General features: G+C 70.8%; 19 protein-coding genes and 2 tRNA genes. 13 read left to right on the forward strand and 8 right to left on the reverse strand.

Features of this window, described 5'->3' with window-relative positions; translation table 11 throughout:
- Window position 1: 1 nt before the first annotated feature.
- Together ABD093_RS14460 and ABD093_RS14465 are read right to left on the reverse strand one after the other, a co-directional pair.
- Window positions 2-2,548 carry a glycoside hydrolase family 65 protein gene (locus ABD093_RS14460; protein WP_343925406.1) on the reverse strand — a complete coding sequence of 849 codons (2,547 nt, stop codon included), beginning with the start codon at window positions 2,546-2,548 and terminating at the stop codon, window positions 2-4.
- Window positions 2,545-3,291, reverse strand: a complete 747-nt coding sequence (locus ABD093_RS14465; protein WP_319021590.1) for an HAD family hydrolase — start codon at window positions 3,289-3,291, stop codon at window positions 2,545-2,547. Before ABD093_RS14465 ends, ABD093_RS14460 begins: the two co-directional genes overlap by 4 nt.
- 166 nt (window positions 3,292-3,457) lie before the next feature.
- Here ABD093_RS14465 and ABD093_RS14470 point away from each other — a divergent pair, with 166 nt between their 5' ends.
- A complete protein-coding gene (locus ABD093_RS14470) occupies window positions 3,458-4,114 on the forward strand; it encodes an SRPBCC domain-containing protein (protein WP_193117828.1) in 657 nt (218 codons plus the stop codon).
- Window positions 4,115-4,199: 85 nt separating this feature from the next.
- Window positions 4,200-5,513, forward strand: a complete 1,314-nt coding sequence (locus tag ABD093_RS14475; RefSeq protein WP_319021591.1) for an MFS transporter — start codon at window positions 4,200-4,202, stop codon at window positions 5,511-5,513.
- 49 nt (window positions 5,514-5,562) lie between these two features.
- On the opposite strand, the gene ABD093_RS14480 is transcribed toward ABD093_RS14475, so the two are convergent.
- The gene (locus ABD093_RS14480) at window positions 5,563-6,111 is read right to left on the reverse strand and encodes a CarD family transcriptional regulator (protein WP_193117829.1); all 549 of its coding nucleotides are present in this window, start codon (window positions 6,109-6,111) and stop codon (window positions 5,563-5,565) included.
- Window positions 6,112-6,493: 382 nt separating this feature from the next.
- Between ABD093_RS14480 and ABD093_RS14485 the strand changes: the two genes are divergently transcribed.
- The 3 genes from ABD093_RS14485 to ABD093_RS14495 are packed head-to-tail and all read left to right on the forward strand — an operon-like array spanning window position 6,494 to window position 9,466.
- Window positions 6,494-7,174, forward strand: coding sequence for an ABC transporter ATP-binding protein (locus ABD093_RS14485; RefSeq protein WP_193117830.1), 681 nt, complete (start codon window positions 6,494-6,496; stop codon window positions 7,172-7,174).
- Window positions 7,171-8,718: a hypothetical protein gene (locus ABD093_RS14490; RefSeq protein ID WP_226850299.1), complete on the forward strand. Its 1,548-nt coding sequence runs from the start codon at window positions 7,171-7,173 to the stop codon at window positions 8,716-8,718. Before ABD093_RS14485 ends, ABD093_RS14490 begins: the two co-directional genes overlap by 4 nt.
- A 19-nt stretch (window positions 8,719-8,737) precedes the next feature.
- The gene (locus ABD093_RS14495; protein WP_193117831.1) at window positions 8,738-9,466 is read left to right on the forward strand and encodes a class I SAM-dependent methyltransferase; all 729 of its coding nucleotides are present in this window, start codon (window positions 8,738-8,740) and stop codon (window positions 9,464-9,466) included.
- On the opposite strand, the gene ABD093_RS14500 is transcribed toward ABD093_RS14495, so the two are convergent.
- The 3 genes from ABD093_RS14500 to ABD093_RS14510 are packed head-to-tail and all read right to left on the reverse strand — an operon-like array spanning window position 9,441 to window position 12,820.
- On the reverse strand, window positions 9,441-10,652 hold the full coding sequence (locus tag ABD093_RS14500; RefSeq protein WP_193117832.1) for an aminotransferase-like domain-containing protein: 1,212 nt from the start codon (window positions 10,650-10,652) through the stop codon (window positions 9,441-9,443). The genes ABD093_RS14495 and ABD093_RS14500 overlap by 26 nt on opposite strands.
- Window positions 10,653-10,664: 12 nt before the next feature.
- Complete coding sequence (locus ABD093_RS14505) at window positions 10,665-11,243, reverse strand: methylated-DNA--[protein]-cysteine S-methyltransferase (RefSeq protein WP_343925411.1); 579 nt, start codon at window positions 11,241-11,243, stop codon at window positions 10,665-10,667.
- A complete protein-coding gene (locus tag ABD093_RS14510) occupies window positions 11,240-12,820 on the reverse strand; it encodes an Ada metal-binding domain-containing protein (protein ID WP_343925413.1) in 1,581 nt (526 codons plus the stop codon). The genes ABD093_RS14505 and ABD093_RS14510 overlap by 4 nt, the downstream gene beginning before the upstream one ends.
- A 118-nt stretch (window positions 12,821-12,938) precedes the next feature.
- Here ABD093_RS14510 and ABD093_RS14515 point away from each other — a divergent pair, with 118 nt between their 5' ends.
- Window positions 12,939-13,871, forward strand: a complete 933-nt coding sequence (locus tag ABD093_RS14515) for a N5-glutamine methyltransferase family protein (protein WP_193117835.1) — start codon at window positions 12,939-12,941, stop codon at window positions 13,869-13,871.
- Here the strand turns inward: ABD093_RS14515 and ABD093_RS14520 are convergent.
- Window positions 13,840-13,913 (reverse strand) — tRNA-Gly (locus tag ABD093_RS14520). The two genes, ABD093_RS14515 and ABD093_RS14520, sit on opposite strands and share 32 nt — an antisense overlap.
- Before the next feature lie 139 nt (window positions 13,914-14,052).
- Here ABD093_RS14520 and ABD093_RS14525 point away from each other — a divergent pair.
- From ABD093_RS14525 to ABD093_RS14535, 3 genes are all read left to right on the forward strand, one after another.
- A tRNA-Pro gene (locus ABD093_RS14525) sits at window positions 14,053-14,126 on the forward strand.
- Window positions 14,127-14,213: 87 nt separating this feature from the next.
- On the forward strand, window positions 14,214-15,785 hold the full coding sequence (gene tig, locus ABD093_RS14530) for a trigger factor (RefSeq protein WP_193117836.1): 1,572 nt from the start codon (window positions 14,214-14,216) through the stop codon (window positions 15,783-15,785).
- 260 nt (window positions 15,786-16,045) lie between these two features.
- Window positions 16,046-16,630 (forward strand): dihydrofolate reductase family protein, encoded by a 585-nt coding sequence (locus tag ABD093_RS14535; RefSeq protein WP_193117837.1) that lies wholly within the window; start codon window positions 16,046-16,048, stop codon window positions 16,628-16,630.
- 141 nt (window positions 16,631-16,771) lie between these two features.
- Here the strand turns inward: ABD093_RS14535 and ABD093_RS14540 are convergent, their stop codons facing one another.
- A complete protein-coding gene (locus ABD093_RS14540; protein ID WP_193117838.1) occupies window positions 16,772-17,590 on the reverse strand; it encodes a C40 family peptidase in 819 nt (272 codons plus the stop codon).
- Between the two features lie 396 nt (window positions 17,591-17,986).
- On the opposite strand from ABD093_RS14540, the gene ABD093_RS14545 reads away from it, so the two are divergent.
- The 4 genes from ABD093_RS14545 (at window position 17,987) to ABD093_RS14560 (ending at window position 21,378) form a co-directional block, all read left to right on the forward strand.
- The gene (locus ABD093_RS14545; RefSeq protein WP_193117884.1) at window positions 17,987-18,619 is read left to right on the forward strand and encodes an ATP-dependent Clp protease proteolytic subunit; all 633 of its coding nucleotides are present in this window, start codon (window positions 17,987-17,989) and stop codon (window positions 18,617-18,619) included.
- Between the two features lie 99 nt (window positions 18,620-18,718).
- Window positions 18,719-19,348 (forward strand): ATP-dependent Clp protease proteolytic subunit, encoded by a 630-nt coding sequence (locus tag ABD093_RS14550; protein ID WP_193117885.1) that lies wholly within the window; start codon window positions 18,719-18,721, stop codon window positions 19,346-19,348.
- Between the two features lie 264 nt (window positions 19,349-19,612).
- Complete coding sequence (clpX, locus tag ABD093_RS14555) at window positions 19,613-20,956, forward strand: ATP-dependent Clp protease ATP-binding subunit ClpX (protein ID WP_193117839.1); 1,344 nt, start codon at window positions 19,613-19,615, stop codon at window positions 20,954-20,956.
- Window positions 20,956-21,378 carry a chorismate mutase gene (locus ABD093_RS14560; protein ID WP_343925417.1) on the forward strand — a complete coding sequence of 141 codons (423 nt, stop codon included), beginning with the start codon at window positions 20,956-20,958 and terminating at the stop codon, window positions 21,376-21,378. Before clpX ends, ABD093_RS14560 begins: the two co-directional genes overlap by 1 nt.
- Window positions 21,379-21,392 lie beyond the last annotated feature (14 nt).

Genomic DNA, 21,392 nt, shown 5'->3' on the forward strand with positions numbered 1-21,392 from the left:
ATCAGCCCTCTTCGATGAGGTCGTCGGGATCCGTCGTGACCGGGTACTCCCACGGATCCTCCGGATCCTTGGGCACGTGCGAGGTCACGACGGATCCGTCCGCCCGGGGGTCGCCGAGGCCGACGGGCGTGGCCAGCACGGCGTCGTCGAGCACGGGGCCCTGGTCCGGGAGGGGCACGACGGTGCCCGAGGCCGTCACCGTCACCGTGGTCCCGCGCACAGTGACCTCGATCTCGGGGCCGGTCTCCAGCGTGAAGGAGATCTCCTCGCGCAGCAGACGCACCCGGATCCGGGAGCCGCGCATCGTCAGGGGGAAGCTCAGCTCCGGCCAGCCCACCGGCAGGCGCGGATCGAAGGAGAGCCGCCCGTCGTCATGGCGCATCCCCCCGAAGCCGTGGACCAGGGCGTTCCAGACGCCGCCGGCGGAGGCGATGTGCACACCGTCCGCGGTGTTGTGGTGGAGGTTCCCCAGATCCACGAACAGACCGGCCCGGAAGTAGTCCAGGGCGGCCTTCTGATGCCCGACCTCGGCCGCCATGATCGACTGGACCACGGCGGACAGCGAGGAGTCACCGGTGGTGATCGGGTCGTAGTACTCGAAGTCTGCGCGCTTCTCGGCGGCGGTGAACTCGCTGCCGCGCAGGAACAGCGCGAGCACCACGTCCGCCTGCTTGAGCACCTGGAAGCGATAGATCACCAGCGGGTGGAAGTTCAGCAGCAGCGGGAAGGCGTCGGCCGGCGTGCTCGCGAGATCCCAGACCTCGCGCTCGAGGAAGCGGTCCTCCTGGAGGTGGATCCCCAGGGCCTCGTCCTTGGCGACGAACATCCCGTCGGCGCACTCGTCCCAGTGCCCGAGCTCCAGCTCATCCAGCTCGAGCTCGACCAGCAGGGTCCGGTAGGCGGCCTCGTCGGCCTGGTGCAGCTCTCGGACGGCGCGGGCGGCGCGACGCAGGTTGAAGCGCGCCATGACGTTGGTGAACATGTTGTTGTTGACCACCGTCGTGTACTCATCGGGGCCGGTCACGCCGTGGACGTGGAAGCTCGCCGCGCCGTCGGCGGTGGTGCGCCAGAAGCCGAGATCGGCCCACATGCGGGCGGTCTCGACCAGTACCCGCACCCCGTCGCGGTGCTGGAAGTCCAGGTCGCCCGTGACGTCCACGTACTGCGCGAACGCATAGGCCACGTCGGCGTTGATGTGGTACTGCGCGGTCCCGGCGGCGTAATAGGCCGAGGCCTCGTCGCCGTTGATGGTGCGCCAGGGGAACAGCGCCCCCCGCTGATTCAGCTCGCGGGCGCGCTCGCGGGCCTTGGGCAGCAGGTTGCTGCGGAATCGCAGGGCGTTGCGGGCCCAGCGGGGCTCGGTGAACGTCAGGAACGGGACGACGTACACCTCGGTGTCCCAGAAGTAGTGGCCCTCGTAGCCGGATCCGGTGAGGCCCTTGGCCGGGATGCCCCACTGGTCCGAACGTGCGGCGGCCTGGGCGAGCTGGAACAGGCACCAGCGGGTGGCCTGCTGGGCCGCGGGCTGGCCCGGCAGTTCGACATCGGACCGGGTCCAGAAGTCGCCGAGGTAGTCCCGCTGGTCCTGGTGCTGCGCCTCGAATCCCTCGGACCGGACCCGGTCCAGCGTGCGGCGGCAGCGGTCGAAGAGCTCCCGATGGGGCACCGAGCGCGAGGAGTGATAGGCGACCGCCTTGCGGACGGTCAGCGTGTTGCCCTCCTCGAGGTGGGCGCGCACCACCTGGCGGCCGCGGTCCTCGCTGGTGTCGACCAGCTGCTCGACCTCCGCGTCGCACTCGACGGTGTGGTCGGCGCCCACGGCCAGGGTCATGCCCGAGCTCGCCACGCGGTAGCCCAGGAGCATGCGCCTGTCGCTGTGCCAGTCCTGCTGGGGTTCGAGCACACGGTGGGTGAAGGCCGTGGTCTGGCGGGGATCGTCCTTGTCCGTGATCGGGCCGCCGTCGACCCCCTTGCCGTAGTCGTCGGCCATGTCCTGGCGGTTGATGATCTGGGAGGACACGGCGACGGGAGCGGCCCCGTCGAGCATCGTGACCTCGAGCGTCATCAGGGCGAGATGGCGCTGCGTGAAGGACACCATGCGGGAGGTGGTCACCTTCACCCGCTTGCCCGACGGGGTGCGCCAGATCAGCTCGCGCCGCAGCACGCCCTCCCGGAAGTCGATCCAGCGCTCGTACTCCATGAGGTCCGCGATCGACAGGAGCAGGGGCTCGTCGTCCACGTACAGCTTCATGACGGTGGAGTCGGGGACCGAGATCATGGTCTGGCCGGTCCGGGCGAAGCCGAAGGCCGATTCGGCGTGGTTGATGCGCCAGGTCTCATGGAAGCCGTTGAGGAACGTGCCGTGGCTGTCCACGTCCCTGCCCTCGGAGGGCGTTCCTCGCATCCCCAGGTAGCCGTTGGCGGTCGCGAACAGGGTCTCGAGGTGTCCCAGGTCCCCGCCGGGGCGGGATTCGACGAGCCGCCATTCGTCCAGGGGAAGGTGGGTGCGGTCGACGGGGTCCTCGGGCACCGAGCGCAGGCGGGTCATGCGAGCTCCTCCAGGTCCTGGACGACGCAGGTGGCGCCGGCGGCCGCGAGGGCGTCCGCGCCTGCTCCGCGATCCACGCCGATGACCGCACCGAAGGAGCCGTCGGCCCCGGCCCGGACGCCAGAGACGGCGTCCTCGTAGACCACGGCATCGGAGGCCTCGGCGCCCATCAGACGGGCGGCGTGGAGGAAGGTGTCCGGTGCGGGCTTGCCGGGGAGTCCCTCGCGCGCCGCGACGTTGCCGTCGACGATGTGCTCGAAGCGCTCGAGCAGGCCGGCGCCGCGCAGCACCTCCTCGGCGTTGCGCGAGGACGAGACGATCGCCGGGCGCGCCCCCTCAGGCAGCGCGTCCAGATAGGTGACGGTCCCCGGGTACGGCACGACGCCCTCGGCACGGATCAGCGTCAGGACCAGCTGGTTCTTCCGGTTCCCGAGCCCTCGGACGGTCTCGGCCTCCGCCGGCTGGTCGGCGGGATCCGCGTCCTCGCCCTCGGGCAGCGTGATGTCGCGCGAGGCGAGGAAGGCGCGCACGCCGTCATAGCGGGGGCGCCCGTCGACATGGGCGAAGTAGTCCTCGTCGGTATAGGGCTCGGAGATGCCCCGCCCGGCGAGGAAGTCGCTGAACATACGGTCCCAGGCCCTCATGTGGACCTCGGCCGTCGGCGTGATCACCCCGTCGAGGTCGAAGAGGTGGACCGTGAAATCGGACGGTCGGAAGGGAGTCTCGGCAGTCTCGGCAGTCACGCGGCACATGGTACGGGCAGCGCCCGGCAGGGACGCCCTCCCGGAGCATCGGCTCACAGCGGACGGCGTGCCGTGGCGTGCCGCACCAGGGTCCGCTACTCTGCGAGGGTCCGTGCCCGCGCAGTCGCGCCGGCACGGAGCGGTTCCGACCCTTTTCGAGGAGAAGATGGCTGTCACGGAGTCGCTGCCCGTGGTCGACGCGGTGCGACGCGAACTCGAGATCGATGAGCAGATCCATGATGGACGCACCCTGGTGCGCACCACGGCGACGCTCACCACCAACATCGACCGATCCCCGGCCCAGCTCTGGCCGTTGCTGACGCGCCCGGACCAGCTGGCACCGTGGTTCGGACAGATCTGCGGCGACCTCCGCGAGGGCGGGCGGTTCGAGGCGCCCCGCGGGGCGCGCGGACGCCTGCTGCAGGTGGAGGCGCCCCACAAGATCTCCTTGACCTGGGAAGATGGCGGGTCCGAGGACCCGTTGTCGATCCGGCTGGATCCGGAGGACGACGGCACCACCCTGCTGCGCCTGCGCCATACCCGGCTGATCCCCCAGGAGGAGTTCGACCTGGTGGGGCCCGGCCTCGGCGCGGTGACCTGGGAGATCTCCCTGCTCGCACTCGCCGCGATGACCGATGGCTGGCGCACGAGCTGCCTCCACGACGTCCCGCGGCCCTCCTCCGCCTGGCTCGCCAGCGAGGAAGGTGCCGCCTACATCCGGGCATGGTCCGTGCGCTGGGCCGCCGAGGCGATCGCAGCCGGACTCGACGAGGGCGCGGCACGGCGGGCCGAGATCGAGACGAACGCCGCCTACGGCACCTGAGCGGACGCCGACGCAACTCCTGGCCACCGCGTCCACCCTCTGGAACTCATTGCCCAGGCTCACTCTTGGGTGACAGACTTCCGAGGTGACCACCCCTGCGCGCCTCCCCCCGGGAGGCAGGGCACAGACCTCCAGACAGGTCCTGTGGTCCCTGGCTCCCTCGGTGTACGCCCCGACCCTGCTGGAGTTCGCCGGGCTCGCGGCACTGATGCCGGTGATCCCGCTGCTCGCGCTGGATCTCGGGTTCGCCGCCTGGCAGGCGGCCGCGCTCACCACCGTCTTCGGGCTCACCTCGTTCCTCGGGCCCATCCCCGCCGGTCGGTTCATCTCCCGCGTGGGGGCGCGCCGTGCGCTCGTGAGCACCGGGGTCCTGCTGGTGCTCTCCAACCTCGTCGCCTTCGTGGTGCTCACACCGGGTGTCCACGGGAGTCCGGGGCTGCGCCACCAGCTGACCTTCCTGGGGCTGCTGCTCGTGATGGCGATCAGCACGCAGGTCTGGCAGCTGGGCAGGCAGGCCTACCTGGGCACCGCCCTGCCGCCGACGATGCGGGCGCGCGGCATGACCATGTTCGGCGGCGTGATCCGTCTCGGTGAGGTGATCGGGCCGCTGCTGGGCGCTCTCGTGATGGCCCTGGGGTCGGATACCGGGGTGTTCATCCTGTTCGCGGTGACCGCTGCCGCCGGCACCGTGATGATCGCGATCTTCCTGCCGCCAGGGGAGTCCCGGCCGACCCCGAGACGTCCGCGCGGGGAGCGGATCCCGCGCAGCATGGCACGCTCCCGGCTCGACCGCGCCGTGCTGAGCAGGATGGCGATGGTCGGCCTCGGGATCGCCCCGGTGATGATGGCCCGCGTGAACCGGCCGGTGATCGTGCCGCTCCTCGGCGCATCCCTGGGTCTGGACTCGGTCTGGATCTCCCTCGTCTTCGGGGTCTGCGCGGCACTCGAGATCCTGTTGGTGATCCCGGCCGGGACTCTGATGGACCGCTATGGGCGCGCCGCCGTCGCCGTCCCCTGCGCTCTCCTCATGGGGGCCGGGTTCATCCTGCTGGCGATCCTGGGGACCACCCTGGCCGGGCACGGGACCACGCTCGCGGTGGTCGCCCTGCTGGTGCCCAGCCTGCTCATCGGCCTGGGGAACGGGATGGGGGCCGGCATCGTCATGACGCTGGGGATCGACGTGTCCCCGGTGCACGACCGCACCCGGTACCTGGCCTGGTGGAACACGATGCTCGGATCGGGTCGCCTGGCGGCGCCGCTGGTGGTCACCGCCATCGCCCTGGTGGCACCGATCGCCCTCGCCGGTGCGGCCACCGGGGGACTGTGCCTCGCCGGGGGGATATGGCTGGCACGCACACTGCCCCGCGTCACGCCCTCCGGGAGTACCCGGAAGAGGTGAGACGGGGCAGTGGGACCGCGGTGTCAGGCGGCGGTGTCAGGCAACGGAGTCAGGCAGCCGTGTCGGCGCCTGCTGCGACCGCGTTCGCGGCGGTCTCCTGCAGCAGCTGGTCCGCCTCGTCGCGCGGGATCTCCCGGGCGATGGCGATCTCGGCTGCGAGAGGAGCGATCGCCTGCTTGAGCAGATTGCGCTCTGCGAGGCTCGACGGGGCGCCGCCGGAATCGCCGAGGATGCCGCGGATGACGTCGATGCGGTCGGTGAGGCGGCCGGACTGCAGCTGCATCGTGAGGGACTTGATCCGGTGGGCCCAGGAGGCCTTCTTCTCCGGCGGCTCGATCGGCTGGGAGAGCTGCACGATGAGCTCGGTGATCTCCTTCTCCTCGAGCAGGGCGCGCAGCCCGATGACATCTCTGCCGTCGGACGGCACGGAGATCCGCATCTCGTCGCCGATGACCTCCATGTCGACGTACTCGCGATCGGTCCCGCGCACGGAGCGGGTGCAGGTGGAGATGATGCGCACCGGTCCATGGACAGGATGGGTGAGCACGTCGCCGGGCTTCGGAGCAACGGTGTCGACGGGCGGAGTGGCAACGGACAAGGGGATACCTCCTCGGTGGGCCTATGCGCCGTCGGTACCGAAGACCAGCCAAGGTCCGGGCGGCCGCGCTCGGTCATCGCGCAGAGCCTGGTCAGGGCATTGCGATGGGGACTTCGAGGCAGCTCGAGCACCGCTCGACCTGCAGGAACAGGGTGGCGGCGCCTACGGCAGCGCACCCCTATGGTCTCATGGATCTGACACGATATCCAGAGGTTGACGTTTCCAGTTCGGTCACACCCGGAGTGCTGCAGACCCGAGTGCCGGCCCGAGTGCTGGTCCGAGTGCCGACCAGAGTGCAGACCGGAGAGTTGACGCGAGAGTCGACCCGAGTGCCGACCGAAGTCGGACGTCGTCACGGGGCAGATGCTGTTTCATGGAGTCCATGGGACGAGACGCGACACTGCACGTCGAGCAGGATGATCGATCGGACGAGCTGGTCCGGTTCGAGGGCGTCGGAGTCGTCTCCGATGACAACGTGCTGCTGCTGGACGCCACAGGCGCTGCCCGGGCCGGCGAGATCCTCGCCCTCACCGGGGCCAACGGCTCCGGGAAGACCACCTTGCTGCGCGTGATGGCAGGGCTCGCCGATCCGACCGCCGGGACCGTGCGCATCGCGGGTCGGCGCCCGGATGACCGGGACCGGATCTTCCGTGCTGCGCTCGCCGCCCTCATCGGGCCTCCGCAGACCGCCCGGGACCTCACCATCGTCGAGCACCTCCAGTTCATCGCCGCCACCTGGGGCATCGGGGCGAAGGCCGCCCGCGTCCAGGCCGAGGAGCTGCTGGACGAGCTGCAGATCGGTGCCCTGGGGCGACGATTCCCGCACGAGCTCTCCAGCGGACAGTCCCAGCTGGTCTCCCTCGCGCTGACCCTCGCCCGCCCCAGCCGGGTGCTGCTGCTGGACGAGCCCGAGCAGCGACTGGACGTCGACCGGCTGGGGCTGGTGATCGACGCGGTCCGGGCCCGGGCAGAGGCAGGCGGCGCGGTGGTCCTGGCGAGCCACAGCCCCCGACTGCTCGAGGAGCTCGCCGACGTGCGACTGCACCTCGAGGAGCAGCGGTGAGCGCGGATCCGATCGCGGATCCGATCACGCCGTCCGGATCCCTCTCCGCGGTCCGGGAGGTCTGGGCGCAGAGGTCGCAGGCCCGTACCCGCGGCGATGTCCTGTATCTGGTGTACGTCCTGGCGCTGAGCGTGCTGATCGTCGGGGCACCCGCCCTGCGAGCGGCGGGCACCGCCCTGTCCCGGCCCGACGTCGTGCCGCTCCTGATCGCCACCGGGGCGCCGCAGATCAGCACCGCGGTCACCCTCGCCGGAGGCGCGTCGCTGGTGCTGCTCGGTGCAGTGCGGGGCCCGGCTCTGCTCTCCCCGTTCTTCACCGCGAGCCTCGCCTCCAGCGCGATCCCGCGGCGGTCGGTGCTCTGGAGGCCGTTCCTGCGGTCGTTGCTGGTGACGGTGCTGGGCATGGTGATCCCTGCGGTGCTGATCGGGGCCACCCTGGTGTCCGCGGGGCACGTCGAGCTGGGGGCTGCGGGCTGGTTCGCGCTCGCCGCGGTGGGCACCGGGATGATGCTCGGTGCGGCGTGGTTCGCCGGGCAGCTGCTCGGCCCCGCCGGGCGCCGGCTGCTCGCCGCCGCCCTCGGCCTCCTCGCGATCGGCGCCCTGATGCTGCCCGCGGGGATCGGGATCGGCGGGGCGTACCCGGTCGGCGGGCGCTTGCCGGGCCCCTCGGCGGTCGCCTCGTCCCTCGTCGGGGTCCTCGCCGTCGGCGCCGCCGTGCTGCTGCTGGGCCGCTTGCGGGGATCAGTGCTCCAGGAGCAGGCCGCGCGCTGGGAATCGGCCACCGTCAGCGCCACCACGATGGACCTGTCCGGGGCGGCGGGCTTCTTCCGGCCCCCACCCGCAGCGGGCCGGCGCCTCCCCGCGATCGGTGCCGGTCCGCTCGCCGTGCTCTATGCACGGCGCGATGTGGTCGCGTGGCTGCGGAGCCCCGAGCGGACGACGGTCGGCGTCATCGCCTCCCTGCTCTCCGCCGCGGTCCTGGCAGGGTCGACCGTGATCACGGGACCTCTGGCGTGGTTCCTGCTGCTCCTGGGCTCACTCGGCCTGTGGCTCGCGAGCGGCACCTTCGTGGACGGCATCCGGCACGGCGTGCACACGCTGGGTGCGCCCCAGCTGTTCGGGCAGACCGCCGCGGTGCAGACGCTCCTGCACCTGACCGCCCCGATCGTCCTGCTCACGGCGCTCGGGGCAGTCGGCGGGCTCGGGGCGTGGCTCGCCGCCGGTTCCGTGCCCGGATCGGCTCTCCCGGCCGTGCTCCTGCCGGCTGTCCTGGCGCTCGTGCTGGTCGTGGGCCGGGCTCGGGATGCTGCGAAGGGGCCCATGCCGCTCTCGCTCAGCACGCCGATGCCGACCCCGCAGGGAGACGTCTCCGTGCTGCCGATGCTCCTGTGGCTGTCCGACGCGATCCTGCTCGCCCTCGGGGTCGGGGCTCTCCTGCTGGGGAGCGCCACCGGGGGAGCGCTCTGGATGCTCGGCGCCGGTGCCGCGGCGTCGGCGCTGATGGGGCTGATGGCCTGGGTGCGGCTGCGAGCACTCGTCTCATGACCGAGGAAGGGAACGCGCCATGACCATCCGGACCACGCCGAATCCGCTGATCCGCTGGATCGAGTTGCAGCTCACGCGGTTCAACGACCGTCACCCGTGGAGCCACAACCACCACTTCCATCCGTGGATCCTGCGATCTCTGCCTCCGAGCACCGGTCGCGCGCTCGACGTCGGCTGCGGCCGCGGGGACCTCGTCGCCGCGCTCGCCGGGGTCGTCGGCCGGGTCGACGGGATCGACCCCGACCAGGAGATGGCCTATGTCGCCGCCACACGCTTCGTGCACGATCCGGCCGTGCAGATCGGGCGCCGCACGCTCTGCGAGCACGCCGCTGAGCCACACCGCCATGGCACCTATGCCGCGATCACGATGGTCGCCTCGCTGCACCACATGGATCTCGCCGAGGCGCTCACCGACGCGAGGACCCTGCTGACGCCCGGCGGTCGGCTCCTCGTGGTCACCCTGACGGATCCGGTGAGCACCGCCGACCAGATCTGGGACGTGTTCAGCGTGCTCAGCAATCCGCTGATCGGTCTCGTCAAGCACCCCCGCCCGGTGCGCGAGGCCCCGGAGGAGCGGCCGATCCCGGTGAAGGACCCCACCTGGTCGATCGACGAGCTGCGTCAGGAGGCCGCGAGGATCCTGCCCGGCGCGGTGATCCGTCGGCGGGAAGGCTTCCGCGTGACGCTGCGCTGGCGCAAGCCCGGCAGCGCGCCGGCGGAGATCAGCGCCGGGGGTGCTGCGCGATGACCTCGCCGAGACGGCCGATGGCGTCCTCGATGACGGCGGGGGCATGGGTCACGAAGCTCAAGCGCATCGTGGACCGATCGGGGTCGTCGGCGAAGAAGGACCATCCCGGCAGGTAGGCGACCCCGGCCGAGACGGCCTCGGCGAGCATCACCTGTGCGTCGTAGCCCTCGCCGAGCGCGGCCCACAGGAACATGCCGCCGTCAGGATGGGTCACGTGCGCGCCTGCAGGCAGCACCGGAGCGATCGCGGCGGCCATCGCGTCGCGCCGCTCGCGGTACACGGCGCTGACCCGGGCCACGTGGGCGTCGAGGTCGACGGAGTCCAGGTAGCGGGCGACCGTCAGCTGATCGACCACGGAGGACTGCATCGAGATCGCGGCCTTGGCGACGGCGAGGGTGTTCAGGATCGGGCCCTCGGCGCGCATCCAGCCGATGCGCACGCCCGGGCTCATCAGCTTGCTCATCGAGTTCAGCAGCAGGGTGCGCTCGCTCATCCCCGGCAGGGCGGCGATCGGCGCCCAGGTGCCCCCGGTGAAGCTCAGCGCACCGTAGGGGTCGTCCTCGATGAGGGGGACGTCCGTGCGCAGCAGCACGTCGGCCACGGCCTGGCGGCGGGCGACGGGCATGGTGCGCCCGGTGGGGTTCTGGAAGGTGGGGATCAGGTAGACCATCCGCGGATGGTGCGTGCGGATCGCCTCCTCGAGCGCTTCGGGGACCACACCGTCGTCGTCGGTCTCCACCCCGATCATCCGCGCCCCGTGCACGGCGAAGGCCTGCACGGCCGCGAGATAGGTGGGGGACTCCACGAGCACGACGTCACCCGGCTCGAGCATCGCCTGCGCCACCACGAACAGCCCCTCCTGGGAACCGGAGGTGACCCGGATCTGGGAGGAGTCCGTGGGCAGGTCGCGTGACAGGCGACGGGCGGCCTGCTCGCGCAGCTCGACCTCGCCCTCGCTCACGCCGTACTGCAGTGCGCGGTGGCCCTGGTTCGCCAGCACCCACTCATAGCTGGCGGCGATGTCCTCGAGGTCGAACAGCTCCGGGTCAGGAATGCCTCCGGCGAAGGACACGACGTCCGTGCGGGCCGCGAGCGCGAAGATGTCCTTCAGCGGGGAGGACTCCATGCCCGCGTAGCGCGCGGCGACGGGGAAGCGATACGGCTCGGACGACGAGGGGAGGCTCATCGCCCTATCGTGTCACGCGAGCAGAGCACCCTCGAGGACCAGCAATGCCTGTTTGGTCTCGATCCCGCCGGCGTATCCGGTGAGGGCGCCGTTCCCGGCCAGCACCCGATGACAGGGCACGACGATCGAGATCGGGTTCGAGCCGACGGCGGCCCCGACGGCCTGGGCGGCGCGGGGCCGACCGAGCTCTTGGGCGATCGCGCCGTAGGTCGTCGTCGCGCCCCGCGGGATCTCCTGCAGGCGGTCCCAGACGGCATGCTGGAACTCGGTGCCCCGCGGAGAGAGCGGCAGGTCGAAGCCCGTGCGCTCGCCGGCCAGGTAGGCGAGCAGCTGCTTCTCGGCGACGTCCAGGAGGGCGTCGTCGGCGGCGGCCGCCGGCCCGAGCCGTTCCGGGCGGGGGAAGTGGCTCTGCTCCTCGCGCCAGACCCCGGTGAGCGACCCCGCCTCGGCGGCGAGCAGATAGGTGCCCAACGGGGTGTCCACCCGGCGGTGCCGGGGTGCGGCTGGTGCAGGTGCAGGTGCAGGCGCTGGTGCAGGAGCAGACGCCGGCCTGGTGGTCGGAGCGGCCTGCGCGGGACGGGTGTCGGTCATGACGGGTGTCCTTCCGGAGCGGAACGGGATGAGTGGACGGAGGGCGGCGCGGCCGCGGTCGATCCGCGACCGGTCCGGGCGGGAGCCCGACGGAGCGAGGCCTGGTGATGCCACAGGTGCATCGAGGCGTAGGAGCGCCAGGGGGCCGCGGCGACCAGCTCCTGCTGGAGGGAGGCGTGGTCCTCGGCGAGGCCGAGATCGCGCGCCGCACCGAGCAGGGCGACATCGCGCGCCGGGGCCACATCGATGGCGCGCACCCCGCGCAGCAGCACGTAATCGGCCGTCCAGGGGCCGATGCCGCGCAGTGCGAGCAGGTCGGCCCGGAGCTCGTCGACGGGCCTGGAGGCGTCGAGATCCAGATCGGCGGTGACCGCGCCGACGGCGGAGATCAGGGTCCGGCGCCGGGCCGCCGGCCCGCGGAACCATTCCTCGGCGTGCGCGGCGGCGATGCCGGGATCCACAGGGGCGCGATGCACTCCCGACAGGTGGAGATCAGCAGGCAGCTCCTCGGCGAGCAGGTCCGTGGCCCGCGTGATCTGCTCACGGGCCTGGGACGTGGTGATCTGCTGCCCCGTGATCGCCCACAGCAGGGCCTCTTCGAGGCTCGGTGTCCCCGGCAGCCGTACCCCGGGCCGGGCGTCGACCAGCGCGGCGAGCGCGGGCACAGAGGCCGAGAGCCCGCCATCGATCCCCACCGGGTCCGCGTCGAGGTCCAGCAGCCGTCGGGCCAGAGAGATCGCGGCCGCGTGGTCGCGCAGATCCGCCAGCCTCATGCTCACCGGAAGCGCGCCAGCGGCGCCGAGATCGACCTGGAGCACCCCCGGCCCGTGCGGCAGGCGCACCGCGCGGGTCCAGACCGACCCCGAGATGTCCTCGACGCCGGGTACGGCGCGATGCGCGAACCAGGCGGCGAGCCCGGCACCGTCGAAAGGGCGGCGCACCGCGAGCTGCGCGGTCACCACGGAACCCCCGTCGGCCGCGCGGGAGGAACCTCCTGTGCGGCCGTGCGAGCGCTCCCGCACCGCCGAGGGGGAGTGGCCGAAGAGCTGGCTGAACGTCTCATGGAACTGCCGCTCGCTGCCGAACCCGGAGACGTGGGCGACCTGCGCCAGCGGCAGCTCGGACCCGATCACCAGTTCATGAGCCCGTCGGGCGCGGCGCATCCGCGCATGCGCGAGGGCTCCTGCCCCGGTGACCGCCACGAGCGCGCGGTGCAGGGTGCGTTCGGAGACGGCTAGCCGCCGGGCGAGGTCGGGGACCGTGCCGTCCTCGTCCAGCGCCCCCTCGTCGATCAGCCGCAGCGCCCGTCCTGACAGCGACCCCATCGGATCGTCGTCCGGGCTGCCCGGCGGGGCCGTCGGACCACAGCGCTTGCAGGCACGGAATCCGTCGGCCACAGCGGCGGCGGCCGACGGGGCGAAGTCGACGCCGCCGCGGTCCGGGGTGCGGGCCGGGCACGAGGGGCGGCAGAAGATTCCGGTGGAGCGCACGCAGGTGAAGAACATGCCGTCGAAACGGGTGTCGCGGGCGCGGATCGCCGCATAGCGCTCGTCGTCGGTCATCGCGGTCCGTGTCATGGCTCCAGTGAACCGCGCCTGGGCCTGCGGCACCAGCGGGAATCGGACAGCGTGGTCGGCCACGTTCAGCACTGCTGCCCTCTGGTGCCCGGGGATGTCGCGGGGGAGAATGGCGGTGATGACGACGATGCCGCCGGACCACCCGGCCGACCAGCAGGTCCCTACGGCCGATCCCCGGGTGCGTGTCCTGGTGGCGCGGCTCCGGCGCGCCGGATGCGTGTTCGCCGAGCAGGAGGCCCGCATCCTCCTCGAGGCGTCCGCCGGGGCGGAGCTGGAGCAGCTGTGCGCTCGTCGGGAGGCGGGCGAGGCCCTCGAGCACCTGGTCGGCTGCGTAGAGATCGGCGGCGAGCTGCTGGCCGTCGGCCCGGGCTGTTTCGTGCCCCGCCAGCGCACCCTCGCCCTCATCGACGCGGCCGTCCAGGAGGCACGGTTGCGGAGGTCACCCGTGATGGTCGAGGCGTACTGCGGGGTGGCTCCCATCGCCGCGCTCGTCGGCCGTCGGGTGCCGGGGGTCCGTGTGCATGCCACGGACCGGGACGAACGGCCTCTGGTCCATGCCCGCACGAATCTTCCCGCCGGCGCCGGGGTGCATCACGGGTCCGGCCTCGACGCCCTGCCCGCGCAGCTGGCAGGCGCCGTCGATCTCCTCGCCGCGGTACCGCCCTATGTGCCCTCCGGGCAGCTGGAGCTGATGCCGCGGGACGCCCGGGAGCAGGAACCCGAGACCGCCCTGGTCGCCGGGGAGGACGGCCTCGACGAGGTGAGACGCCTGCTCCGTGAGGCCCCGCGCTGGCTCGCACCCGGCGGCGTGCTGCTCCTGGAGATGCACCGGGACCAGGTGCCGATCGTCCTCGCCCAGGCCCGCGATCAGGAATGCTTCGATGCTGTCGGTCATCAGGTCGCGGGCGACGGGGAGACCGCTGTGGTGCGGGTACGGCGGGACGCTGGAAAGCCGGGACGCCGGGATGCCGGAAAGCAGAGAGCCGCGGTCCCGGAGGGGACCGCGGCTCTGCAGCGGGTGGAGCGGGCGACGGGAATCGAACCCGCGTAATCAGTTTGGAAGACTGAGGCTCTACCATTGAGCTACGCCCGCTGGACCGCACCATTGAATCAGAAGAACGGGGCGGTCGCACATCGGAGGACCGAGGACGCGACATGCATCTCCTCACAGCGCGCCGGGATGAGTCGGGCGCTCCTCAGGAGTAACGGGTAATATCCCATGGGTTGCCCTCCGGGGTGTAGCTCAGCTTGGTAGAGCACCCGCTTTGGGAGCGGGAAGTCGCAGGTTCAAATCCTGTCACCCCGACTCCGCTTCGGGTGGCCGCCGCGTGCGTGCTCCGGAGCATCGTGAGAACTGACAACTAGACCGACGATCCACAGGGAGACCTGACCAGTGAAGACCGAGTCCGAGAAGCTCAGCCCCACCCGGGTGAAGCTCACCGTCGAGGTGCCTTTCGACGAGCTCAAGCCGGCCGTCGCGGCCGCCACCACGAAGATCTCCGAGCAGGTGGAGATCCCCGGCTTCCGCAAGGGCAAGGTTCCCGCCACCCTCGTCGAGCAGCGCTTCGGCCGCCCCGCGATCATGCAGGAGGCCGTCAACGACGCACTTCCCGACTTCTACCAGCAGGCAGCTGCCGAAGCGGCGATCAAGCCCGTCGGCCGCCCCGAGGTCGAGGTCAGCGAGATCCCGGGCCTGGACGGCTCCGAGGACGGCAACCTCGTGTTCGTCGTCGAGCAGGACGTGCGCCCCGAGATCGATCTGCCCGACTTCTCGACCTACGAGGTCGAGATCGAGGAGCCCTCCGTCGATGACGACGCCGTCGAGGTGCGTCTGACCGAGCTGCGCGAGCGCTTCGGCACCCTCGTGGGCGTCGACCGTCCCGCCCAGAACGGTGACTTCGTCTCCCTCGATCTCGTCGCCACGATCGGTGACGAGGAGATCGAGTCCGTCGAGGGCACGTCGTACCAGATCGGCGAGGGCAACATGCTCGAGGGTCTGGACGAGGCGCTCATCGGCCTCTCCGCCGAGGAGACCACCACCTTCACCTCGAAGCTCGCCGGTGGCGATCACGCCGGCGAAGAGGCGCAGATCAAGGTCGTGCCGCAGTCGGTCAAGGTCCGCGAGCTGCCCGATGCCGACGACGAGTTCGCCGAGCTGGCCTCGGAGTTCGACACCATCGACGAGCTGAAGGACGACCTGCGCCAGCAGGCCGCCGCCGACGCCGAGGGCAACCGCGTGGCCCTGGCCCGCAACGCCCTGCTCGAGAAGCTCCTGGAGGAGCTCGAGATCCCGGTTCCGGAGGCGCTCGTCGAGGACGAGATCAACGCTCACCTCGAGAACGAGGGCAAGGAGCCGGGCGACCCGCACGGCGAGGAGATCCGCGAGGACACCGCCAAGGCCGTCCGCGCTCAGTTCCTGCTGGACGAGATCAACGGGACCCGTGAGGTCAGCGTCGAGCAGGACGATCTCATGGCCTACATGACCCAGCTCTCGGCGCAGTACGGCATCGAGCAGAACCAGCTGCTGCAGATGCTCGCCCAGTCGGGTCAGCTCGAGCAGATCTTCGGCGAGGTGCAGCGCTCCAAGGCCCTCGAGGTCGTCCTCGCGGACGTCACCGTGAAGAACGCCTCCGGCGACGTGCTGGATCTGGGCCTCACCGCCCAGGCCGCCGATGCGGACGGCGCCGACGCGGAGAGCACCGACGACGCGGCGGATGCCGAGAAGGCTCCCGCGAAGAAGGCTCCGGCCAAGAAGCCTGCTGCCAAGAAGGCTCCGGCGAAGAAGGCTCCGGCCAAGAAGGCCGCAGACTCCGAGGCTGCTGCTGAGGACGCCACCGAGGAGGCGGCCGAGAAGCCCGCCGCCAAGAAGGCGCCGGCCAAGAAGGCACCCGCCAAGAAGGCTCCGGCCAAGAAGGCGGCACCGAAGAAGGCTGCTGACACGGACGCCGCGGACTCCGCGAAGTGATCCTCCGCCCCGGCTGATCCAGCCGGGGCACCCGAGGCATCATCGACGGGCCGTCACCCCCCACCGGGGTGACGGCCCGTCGTCGTGCGTGCCGGCACGAGACGCGCCGGTTCGCTCCTGACGCGTGGCCGCTCGCGGAGGGCCTCCGCCGCACGCCGGGCTCCGTGCGGACCTCTTGCCCCTGGACCTCGAGGCTGGAAGGATCGGCACCCTTCGATCACAGGGTCGCGGGTGGGGCGGAACAGTCTTCGGGAGGGCTCATGGGACGGGTGACGTGGGGATTCACGGCATCACTAGACGGCTTCATCACCGGGCCCGGGCACGACATGAGCTGGCTCGAGGAGCTCGCGGCCGAGGCAGGGCTCGCGGAAGGGGTCACCGAGTCGCTTGCGGCGCCGGTCGGTGTGATCATCTCCGGGCGCGCGGGCTACGACGCGGCCCGGGCTCAGTCGGAGGTGCGCGGTGAGCTGACCGCCGAGGCCTACGGCGGTGCATGGTCGGGGACGGAGATCATTCTGACCCATCGCCCGGAGGAGATCGCGGACGACCCGGCGATCACCGCCTGGAACTGCGACGTGCGTGAGGCGGTGCGACGAGCCCACGAGATCGCCGGCGAGAAGGATGTGCAGATCATCAGTGCCGACATCGGGCGTCAGGCGCTGGAGCACGATCTCCTCGACGAGATGCAGATCTTCGTCGCCCCGGTGTTCCTGGGGGACGGCACCCGCATCTTCTCAGTGCCCGGTGGGCGCCGGGTGCGCTGGGACCTTGTGCAGGACCTCGACCTGGGCCCGTCGGCCCGAGGCGGCATCTATCGACCGCGGCGGCGACCTCTCACGGCATGAGAGGTCACGGGGCGTCCTTGCGCCCATGTGTCCGCATCCTGCGCGAGAGGATGCCCGGGCCACCCGGGTCAGCGCGTCCCCGAACGCACGAGGGCCCGATCTCCGTGCGGAGATCGGGCCCTCGGTGAGGTGCTGTATGGATCAGCGGTAGGTGACGAACCCGATCGGGTTGCCCCAGAGGGCGCGCTCGACGACGCGCTGCTTCGAGCCGGAGGCGTCGATGATCTGACCGTTGCCGGCGTAGATCGCGACGTGGCCGGAGTAAGCCACGATGTCGCCGGCCTGAGCCTGGGACTGGGAGACCCAGCGGCCGCCGTTGGCGATCTGGCCGCTCGTGCGGGGGAGGTCGATCCCGGCCGCCGCGTAGGCGTAGTTCACGAGACCGGAGCAGTCCATGCCGCTGAGCGACGAGCCGCCCCAGCTGTACGGGGAGCCGACGGCCGAGCGGGCCGCGTTCACGATGGTGTTGTTGTTCGAGCTCGAGGAGGACTTCGCCGGAGCGGAGGTGCCGCCGCCCGAGGGAGCGGACGAGCCGCCGAGCGCACCGAAGGTCTGCGGGCCGACGACGCCATCGACGAGCAGGCCCTTGGAGGACTGGAAGTTCTTGACCGCGGAGTGGGTGCGGGGGCCGAAGGAGCCGTCCTCGGCGATGTTCGCGCCGTGGTCGTTCAGGGCCGACTGGAGCTTCTCCACGGCGTTGCCGCGGGAGCCCCAGCGCAGCTTCGCGCTGGTGTCCAGGGCGGTCGACGGCGCGGTGGCGACGGGAGCGGCCGGAGCGGTCTGCACGGAGGGGGCGGCCGGTGCTGCCGGTGCTGCCGGAGCGGCCTGGGCGGCGGAACCGGCGAAGGCGGTGCCGACGACGACGGTGCCGAGGACTGCGGCGCCACCGAGACCGCGAGCTGCGGTGAAGGCGGGGGTCTGTGCGCGTCCTGCGGAGCGGTGCGTGTTGTTCTGGGCCATGTGTGCTGATCGTTCCTTCCGGGCCGGCGGGGGTGCCGGGAGTCCTGCTGGCTGATGTGTCCCCCGCTAGCGGGGCGATCTTCGTCCTGCGGTAGGACCAACGTAGGGGCGTGAAACCGCTTCGGTAAGGGGGCTTGGGACAGTTCGGCAGGGGACTTGGCGTGGTTTTTGCCTGATCTCGGGTCAACGTGACCAGAACTCGCCCCGGCTTGACGTTCCAGGGAGGTCCGGGGCACATGTCGCGACGTCGGGCGCGCCCGTCGGCCCCGCCCTCTGCCGCAGGAGAGCCGTCCGGGCACAGTGCGCCTGCGGCGAACAGCGCCCCGTGTCGTCCCACCCAGCGCCTAGAGTCGACTCATCGACGATTCCCGCTATGAAGGAGACCCTGTGACCTCCGTGAGCTCCCAGAGCACTCAGAACTCCGCGCCCCGCGACGCGGCCGGCGACAGCCCGATGGGCCTCGACGACAACGTCTACCAGCGACTCCTGCGCGATCGCATCGTGTGGCTCGGTTCCGAGGTGCGCGACGAGAACGCCAACGCGATCTGCGCCAAGATCCTGCTCCTGGCCGCCGAGGACCCGGACAAGGACATCTACCTCTACATCAACAGCCCCGGCGGCTCGATCACGGCCGGCATGGCCATCTACGACACCATGCAGTACGTGCAGCCGGACGTCGTGACGATCGGCATGGGCATGGCCGCCTCGATGGGGCAGTTCCTGCTCTCCTCGGGGGCGAAGGGCAAGCGCTACGCCACCGCCCACACTCGCGTGCTCATGCACCAGCCCCTCGGTGGGCTCGGCGGCACGGCGACCGACATCAAGATCCAGGCCGACCTCATCCTGTCGATGAAGCGCACGCTCGCCGGGCTGATCGCCGAGCAGACCGGCAAGAGCCTCGAGCAGATCACCGAGGACTCCGACCGCGACCGCTGGTTCACGTCGACCGAGGCCCTCGAGTACGGCTTCATCGACAAGATCGTCACCGGAGCGGGTGACGTCACCGGTGGCGGCGGCACCGACGACTGACCGCTGCTCCGTCGCCCCCGCACGCCCTGAGAACAAGGAGAACCCGTGACTTTCGATCCCCGCACCATCGGCGCACTGCCGACCGCCCAGGCCGGCGGCATGCCGACCTCTCGCTACGTGCTCCCGCAGTACGAGGAGCGCACCGCCTATGGCATGAAGCGCCAGGACCCGTACACGAAGCTGTTCGAGGACCGCATCATCTTCCTGGGCGTCCAGGTCGATGACGCCTCGGCCGACGACGTCATGGCCCAGCTGCTGGTCCTGGAGTCCCAGGATCCGGACCGCGACATCACGCTGTACATCAACAGCCCCGGCGGCTCGTTCACCGCGCTGACCGCCATCTACGACACGATGCAGTACATCAAGCCCGAGGTCACCACGGTGTGCCTCGGCCAGGCGGCCTCGGCCGCCGCCGTGCTGCTCGCGGCGGGTGCCCCGGGCAAGCGGCTAGCGCTCCCGAACGCCCGCATCCTGATCCACCAGCCGGCCATGGGCGGCGAGGGCGGCGGCGGTCAGGCCTCCGACCTGGAGATCCAGGCCAACGAGATCATGCGCATGCGCGATTGGCTCGAGCAGACCCTCGCAGACCACTCCGGCCGCTCCAAGGAGCAGGTCAGCCGGGACATCGAGCGCGACAAGATCCTCACCGCGAAGGATGCCCTCGAGTACGGGCTCGTCGACCAGGTCCTGGAGACCCGGAAGGTTCCCCGCGCCGCGGTCACCTCGTGATCCCCGCCGTGGCCGGGCGGCAGTCACCGCCGCCCGGCCACGGAACCTCCTGATCGTCCGTCGGCCTCCCGAGCGCGTCTGCGCGAGTCGTGGGGCCGGTCGTCGTCACCGGCTCCACGGCGGCGGCGCGCACGGCCCGCCTCCCGCGCCGCGTCGGCTCCTCGGGGTACCGTGGACTGGTCTGCACAGCGCGGGCCGCGACCAGCGGAACCGCATGAATGCACTGATGACTGCACAGATGGTGGCCGACGGAAGGACACGGACATGGCACGCACGAGCGACGGGGCCGACGTGTTCAAATGCTCGTTCTGCGGGAAGTCGCAGAAGCAGGTCGAGAGACTGATCTCCGGCCCGGGGGTGTACATCTGTGAAGAGTGCATCGAGCTGTGCAACGAGATCATCGCGGAGGAGATCCAGGCCGCGCAGCCCAGCTCCGAGGAGCAGGCGCCCCTGCCCACCCCGCAGGAGATCTTCACCTTCCTCCAGGACTACGTCGTGGGCCAGGACCCTGCCAAGAGGGCCCTAGCGGTCGCGGTGTACAACCACTACAAGCGGGTGCGGGCGCAGGACACCGAAGAGGCACCGTCCAGCGCCAAGAGCGCGGCCGCGGCACTGGCCGAGGAAGCCGTGGGCGAGCGCGACGACGCCATCGAGGTCGCCAAGTCCAACGTGATGCTCGTGGGCCCCACGGGCTGCGGCAAGACCTACCTCGCGCAGACCCTCGCCCGGATGCTCGACGTGCCCTTCGCGATGGCCGACGCCACCGCGCTCACCGAGGCCGGATATGTCGGCGAGGACGTCGAGAACATCCTGCTCAAGCTCCTCCAGGCCGCGGATTACGACGTCAAGAAGGCCGAGCGCGGGATCATCTACATCGATGAGATCGACAAGATCGGCCGGAAGTCGGAGAACGCGTCGATCACCCGCGATGTCTCCGGCGAGGGCGTGCAGCAGGCGCTGCTGAAGATCCTCGAGGGGACCGTCGCCGCCGTGCCCCCGCAGGGTGGGCGCAAGCACCCGCACCAGGAGTTCATCCAGATCGACACCACGAACGTGCTGTTCATCGTGGCCGGTGCCTTCGCCGGGATCGAGGACATCATCGGTTCACGGATCGGCAGGCGCGGCATCGGCTTCGGCGCCGAGCTGCACACTCCCCTCGAGCAGGAGGCCATCTACGCGAAGCTGGTGCCCGAGGACCTGCTCAAGTTCGGGCTGATCCCCGAGTTCATCGGGCGTCTGCCGGTGATCACGAGCGTGTCGAACCTCGATCGCGAGGCCCTGATCCAGATCCTCACCGAACCGCGCAACGCGCTGGTCAAGCAGTTCCAGAAGATGTTCGCCCTGGACGGCGTGGAGCTGGACTTCGAGCGCAGCGCCCTGGAAGCCGTCGCCGACCGCGCGATCGAGCGCGGCACCGGTGCCCGTGGCCTGCGCGCCATCCTCGAGGACTCCCTCCAGGAGGTCATGTTCGAGGTGCCCTCACGCGCCGACGTCGCGAAGGTGGTCATCACCGAAGGTGTGATCACGCAGCGCCGCGCCCCGCTCATGGTCACCGGCAAGGACAGCGACCATGCAGCCCCACAGGAACGACAGGACAGGTCCGCCTGATGACCCAGCCCCTCGGGACCGGGGACGGCCCGTCCTCGACCACCGCTGCCCCGACCGATCCGGCCTCGAGCGATGCGGCCTCGAGCGATGGGGCCTCGACAGTTGCTGCCCAGGACGAGGTTGCGCGTGCTCGCGAGCTGCTCGTCGAGGAGCGGCGCAGCATTGACAACATCGATGCCGCCCTCGTGCACCTGCTCGCGGAGCGCTTCTCCCACACCCAGCGCGTAGGAGTCCTCAAGGCGACGCACGGGCTGCCGCCCGCAGATCCCTCGCGGGAGCGTGCACAGATCGACCGGCTGCGCTCCCTCGCGCACGACGCGGGCCTGGACCCCGTCTTCGCCGAGGCCTTCCTGCGCTTCATCGTCACCGAGGTGATCCGCCACCACGAGCGGATCCGCGACGAGGGCACCGCCGAGCGGTGAGCCCGGGCGGGGAC

It is taken from the genome of Brachybacterium tyrofermentans, assembly GCF_039526165.1.
GTDB classification, from domain to species: Bacteria; Actinomycetota; Actinomycetes; order Actinomycetales; family Dermabacteraceae; genus Brachybacterium; species Brachybacterium tyrofermentans.

Coding starts and splice junctions, on each gene's coding strand:
- ABD093_RS14540 (WP_193117838.1), bottom strand. CDS start 17,590: ATGGCCCAGAACAACACGCACCGCTCCGCAGGACGCGCACAGACCCCC.
- clpX (WP_193117839.1), top strand. CDS start 19,613: ATGGCACGCACGAGCGACGGGGCCGACGTGTTCAAATGCTCGTTCTGC.
- ABD093_RS14470 (WP_193117828.1), top strand. CDS start 3,458: ATGGCTGTCACGGAGTCGCTGCCCGTGGTCGACGCGGTGCGACGCGAA.
- ABD093_RS14495 (WP_193117831.1), top strand. CDS start 8,738: ATGACCATCCGGACCACGCCGAATCCGCTGATCCGCTGGATCGAGTTG.
- ABD093_RS14550 (WP_193117885.1), top strand. CDS start 18,719: ATGCCGACCTCTCGCTACGTGCTCCCGCAGTACGAGGAGCGCACCGCC.
- ABD093_RS14485 (WP_193117830.1), top strand. CDS start 6,494: ATGGGACGAGACGCGACACTGCACGTCGAGCAGGATGATCGATCGGAC.
- ABD093_RS14515 (WP_193117835.1), top strand. CDS start 12,939: ATGACGACGATGCCGCCGGACCACCCGGCCGACCAGCAGGTCCCTACG.
- ABD093_RS14535 (WP_193117837.1), top strand. CDS start 16,046: ATGGGACGGGTGACGTGGGGATTCACGGCATCACTAGACGGCTTCATC.
- ABD093_RS14560 (WP_343925417.1), top strand. CDS start 20,956: ATGACCCAGCCCCTCGGGACCGGGGACGGCCCGTCCTCGACCACCGCT.
- ABD093_RS14505 (WP_343925411.1), bottom strand. CDS start 11,243: ATGACCGACACCCGTCCCGCGCAGGCCGCTCCGACCACCAGGCCGGCG.
- ABD093_RS14510 (WP_343925413.1), bottom strand. CDS start 12,820: ATGACACGGACCGCGATGACCGACGACGAGCGCTATGCGGCGATCCGC.
- ABD093_RS14460 (WP_343925406.1), bottom strand. CDS start 2,548: ATGACCCGCCTGCGCTCGGTGCCCGAGGACCCCGTCGACCGCACCCAC.
- ABD093_RS14500 (WP_193117832.1), bottom strand. CDS start 10,652: ATGAGCCTCCCCTCGTCGTCCGAGCCGTATCGCTTCCCCGTCGCCGCG.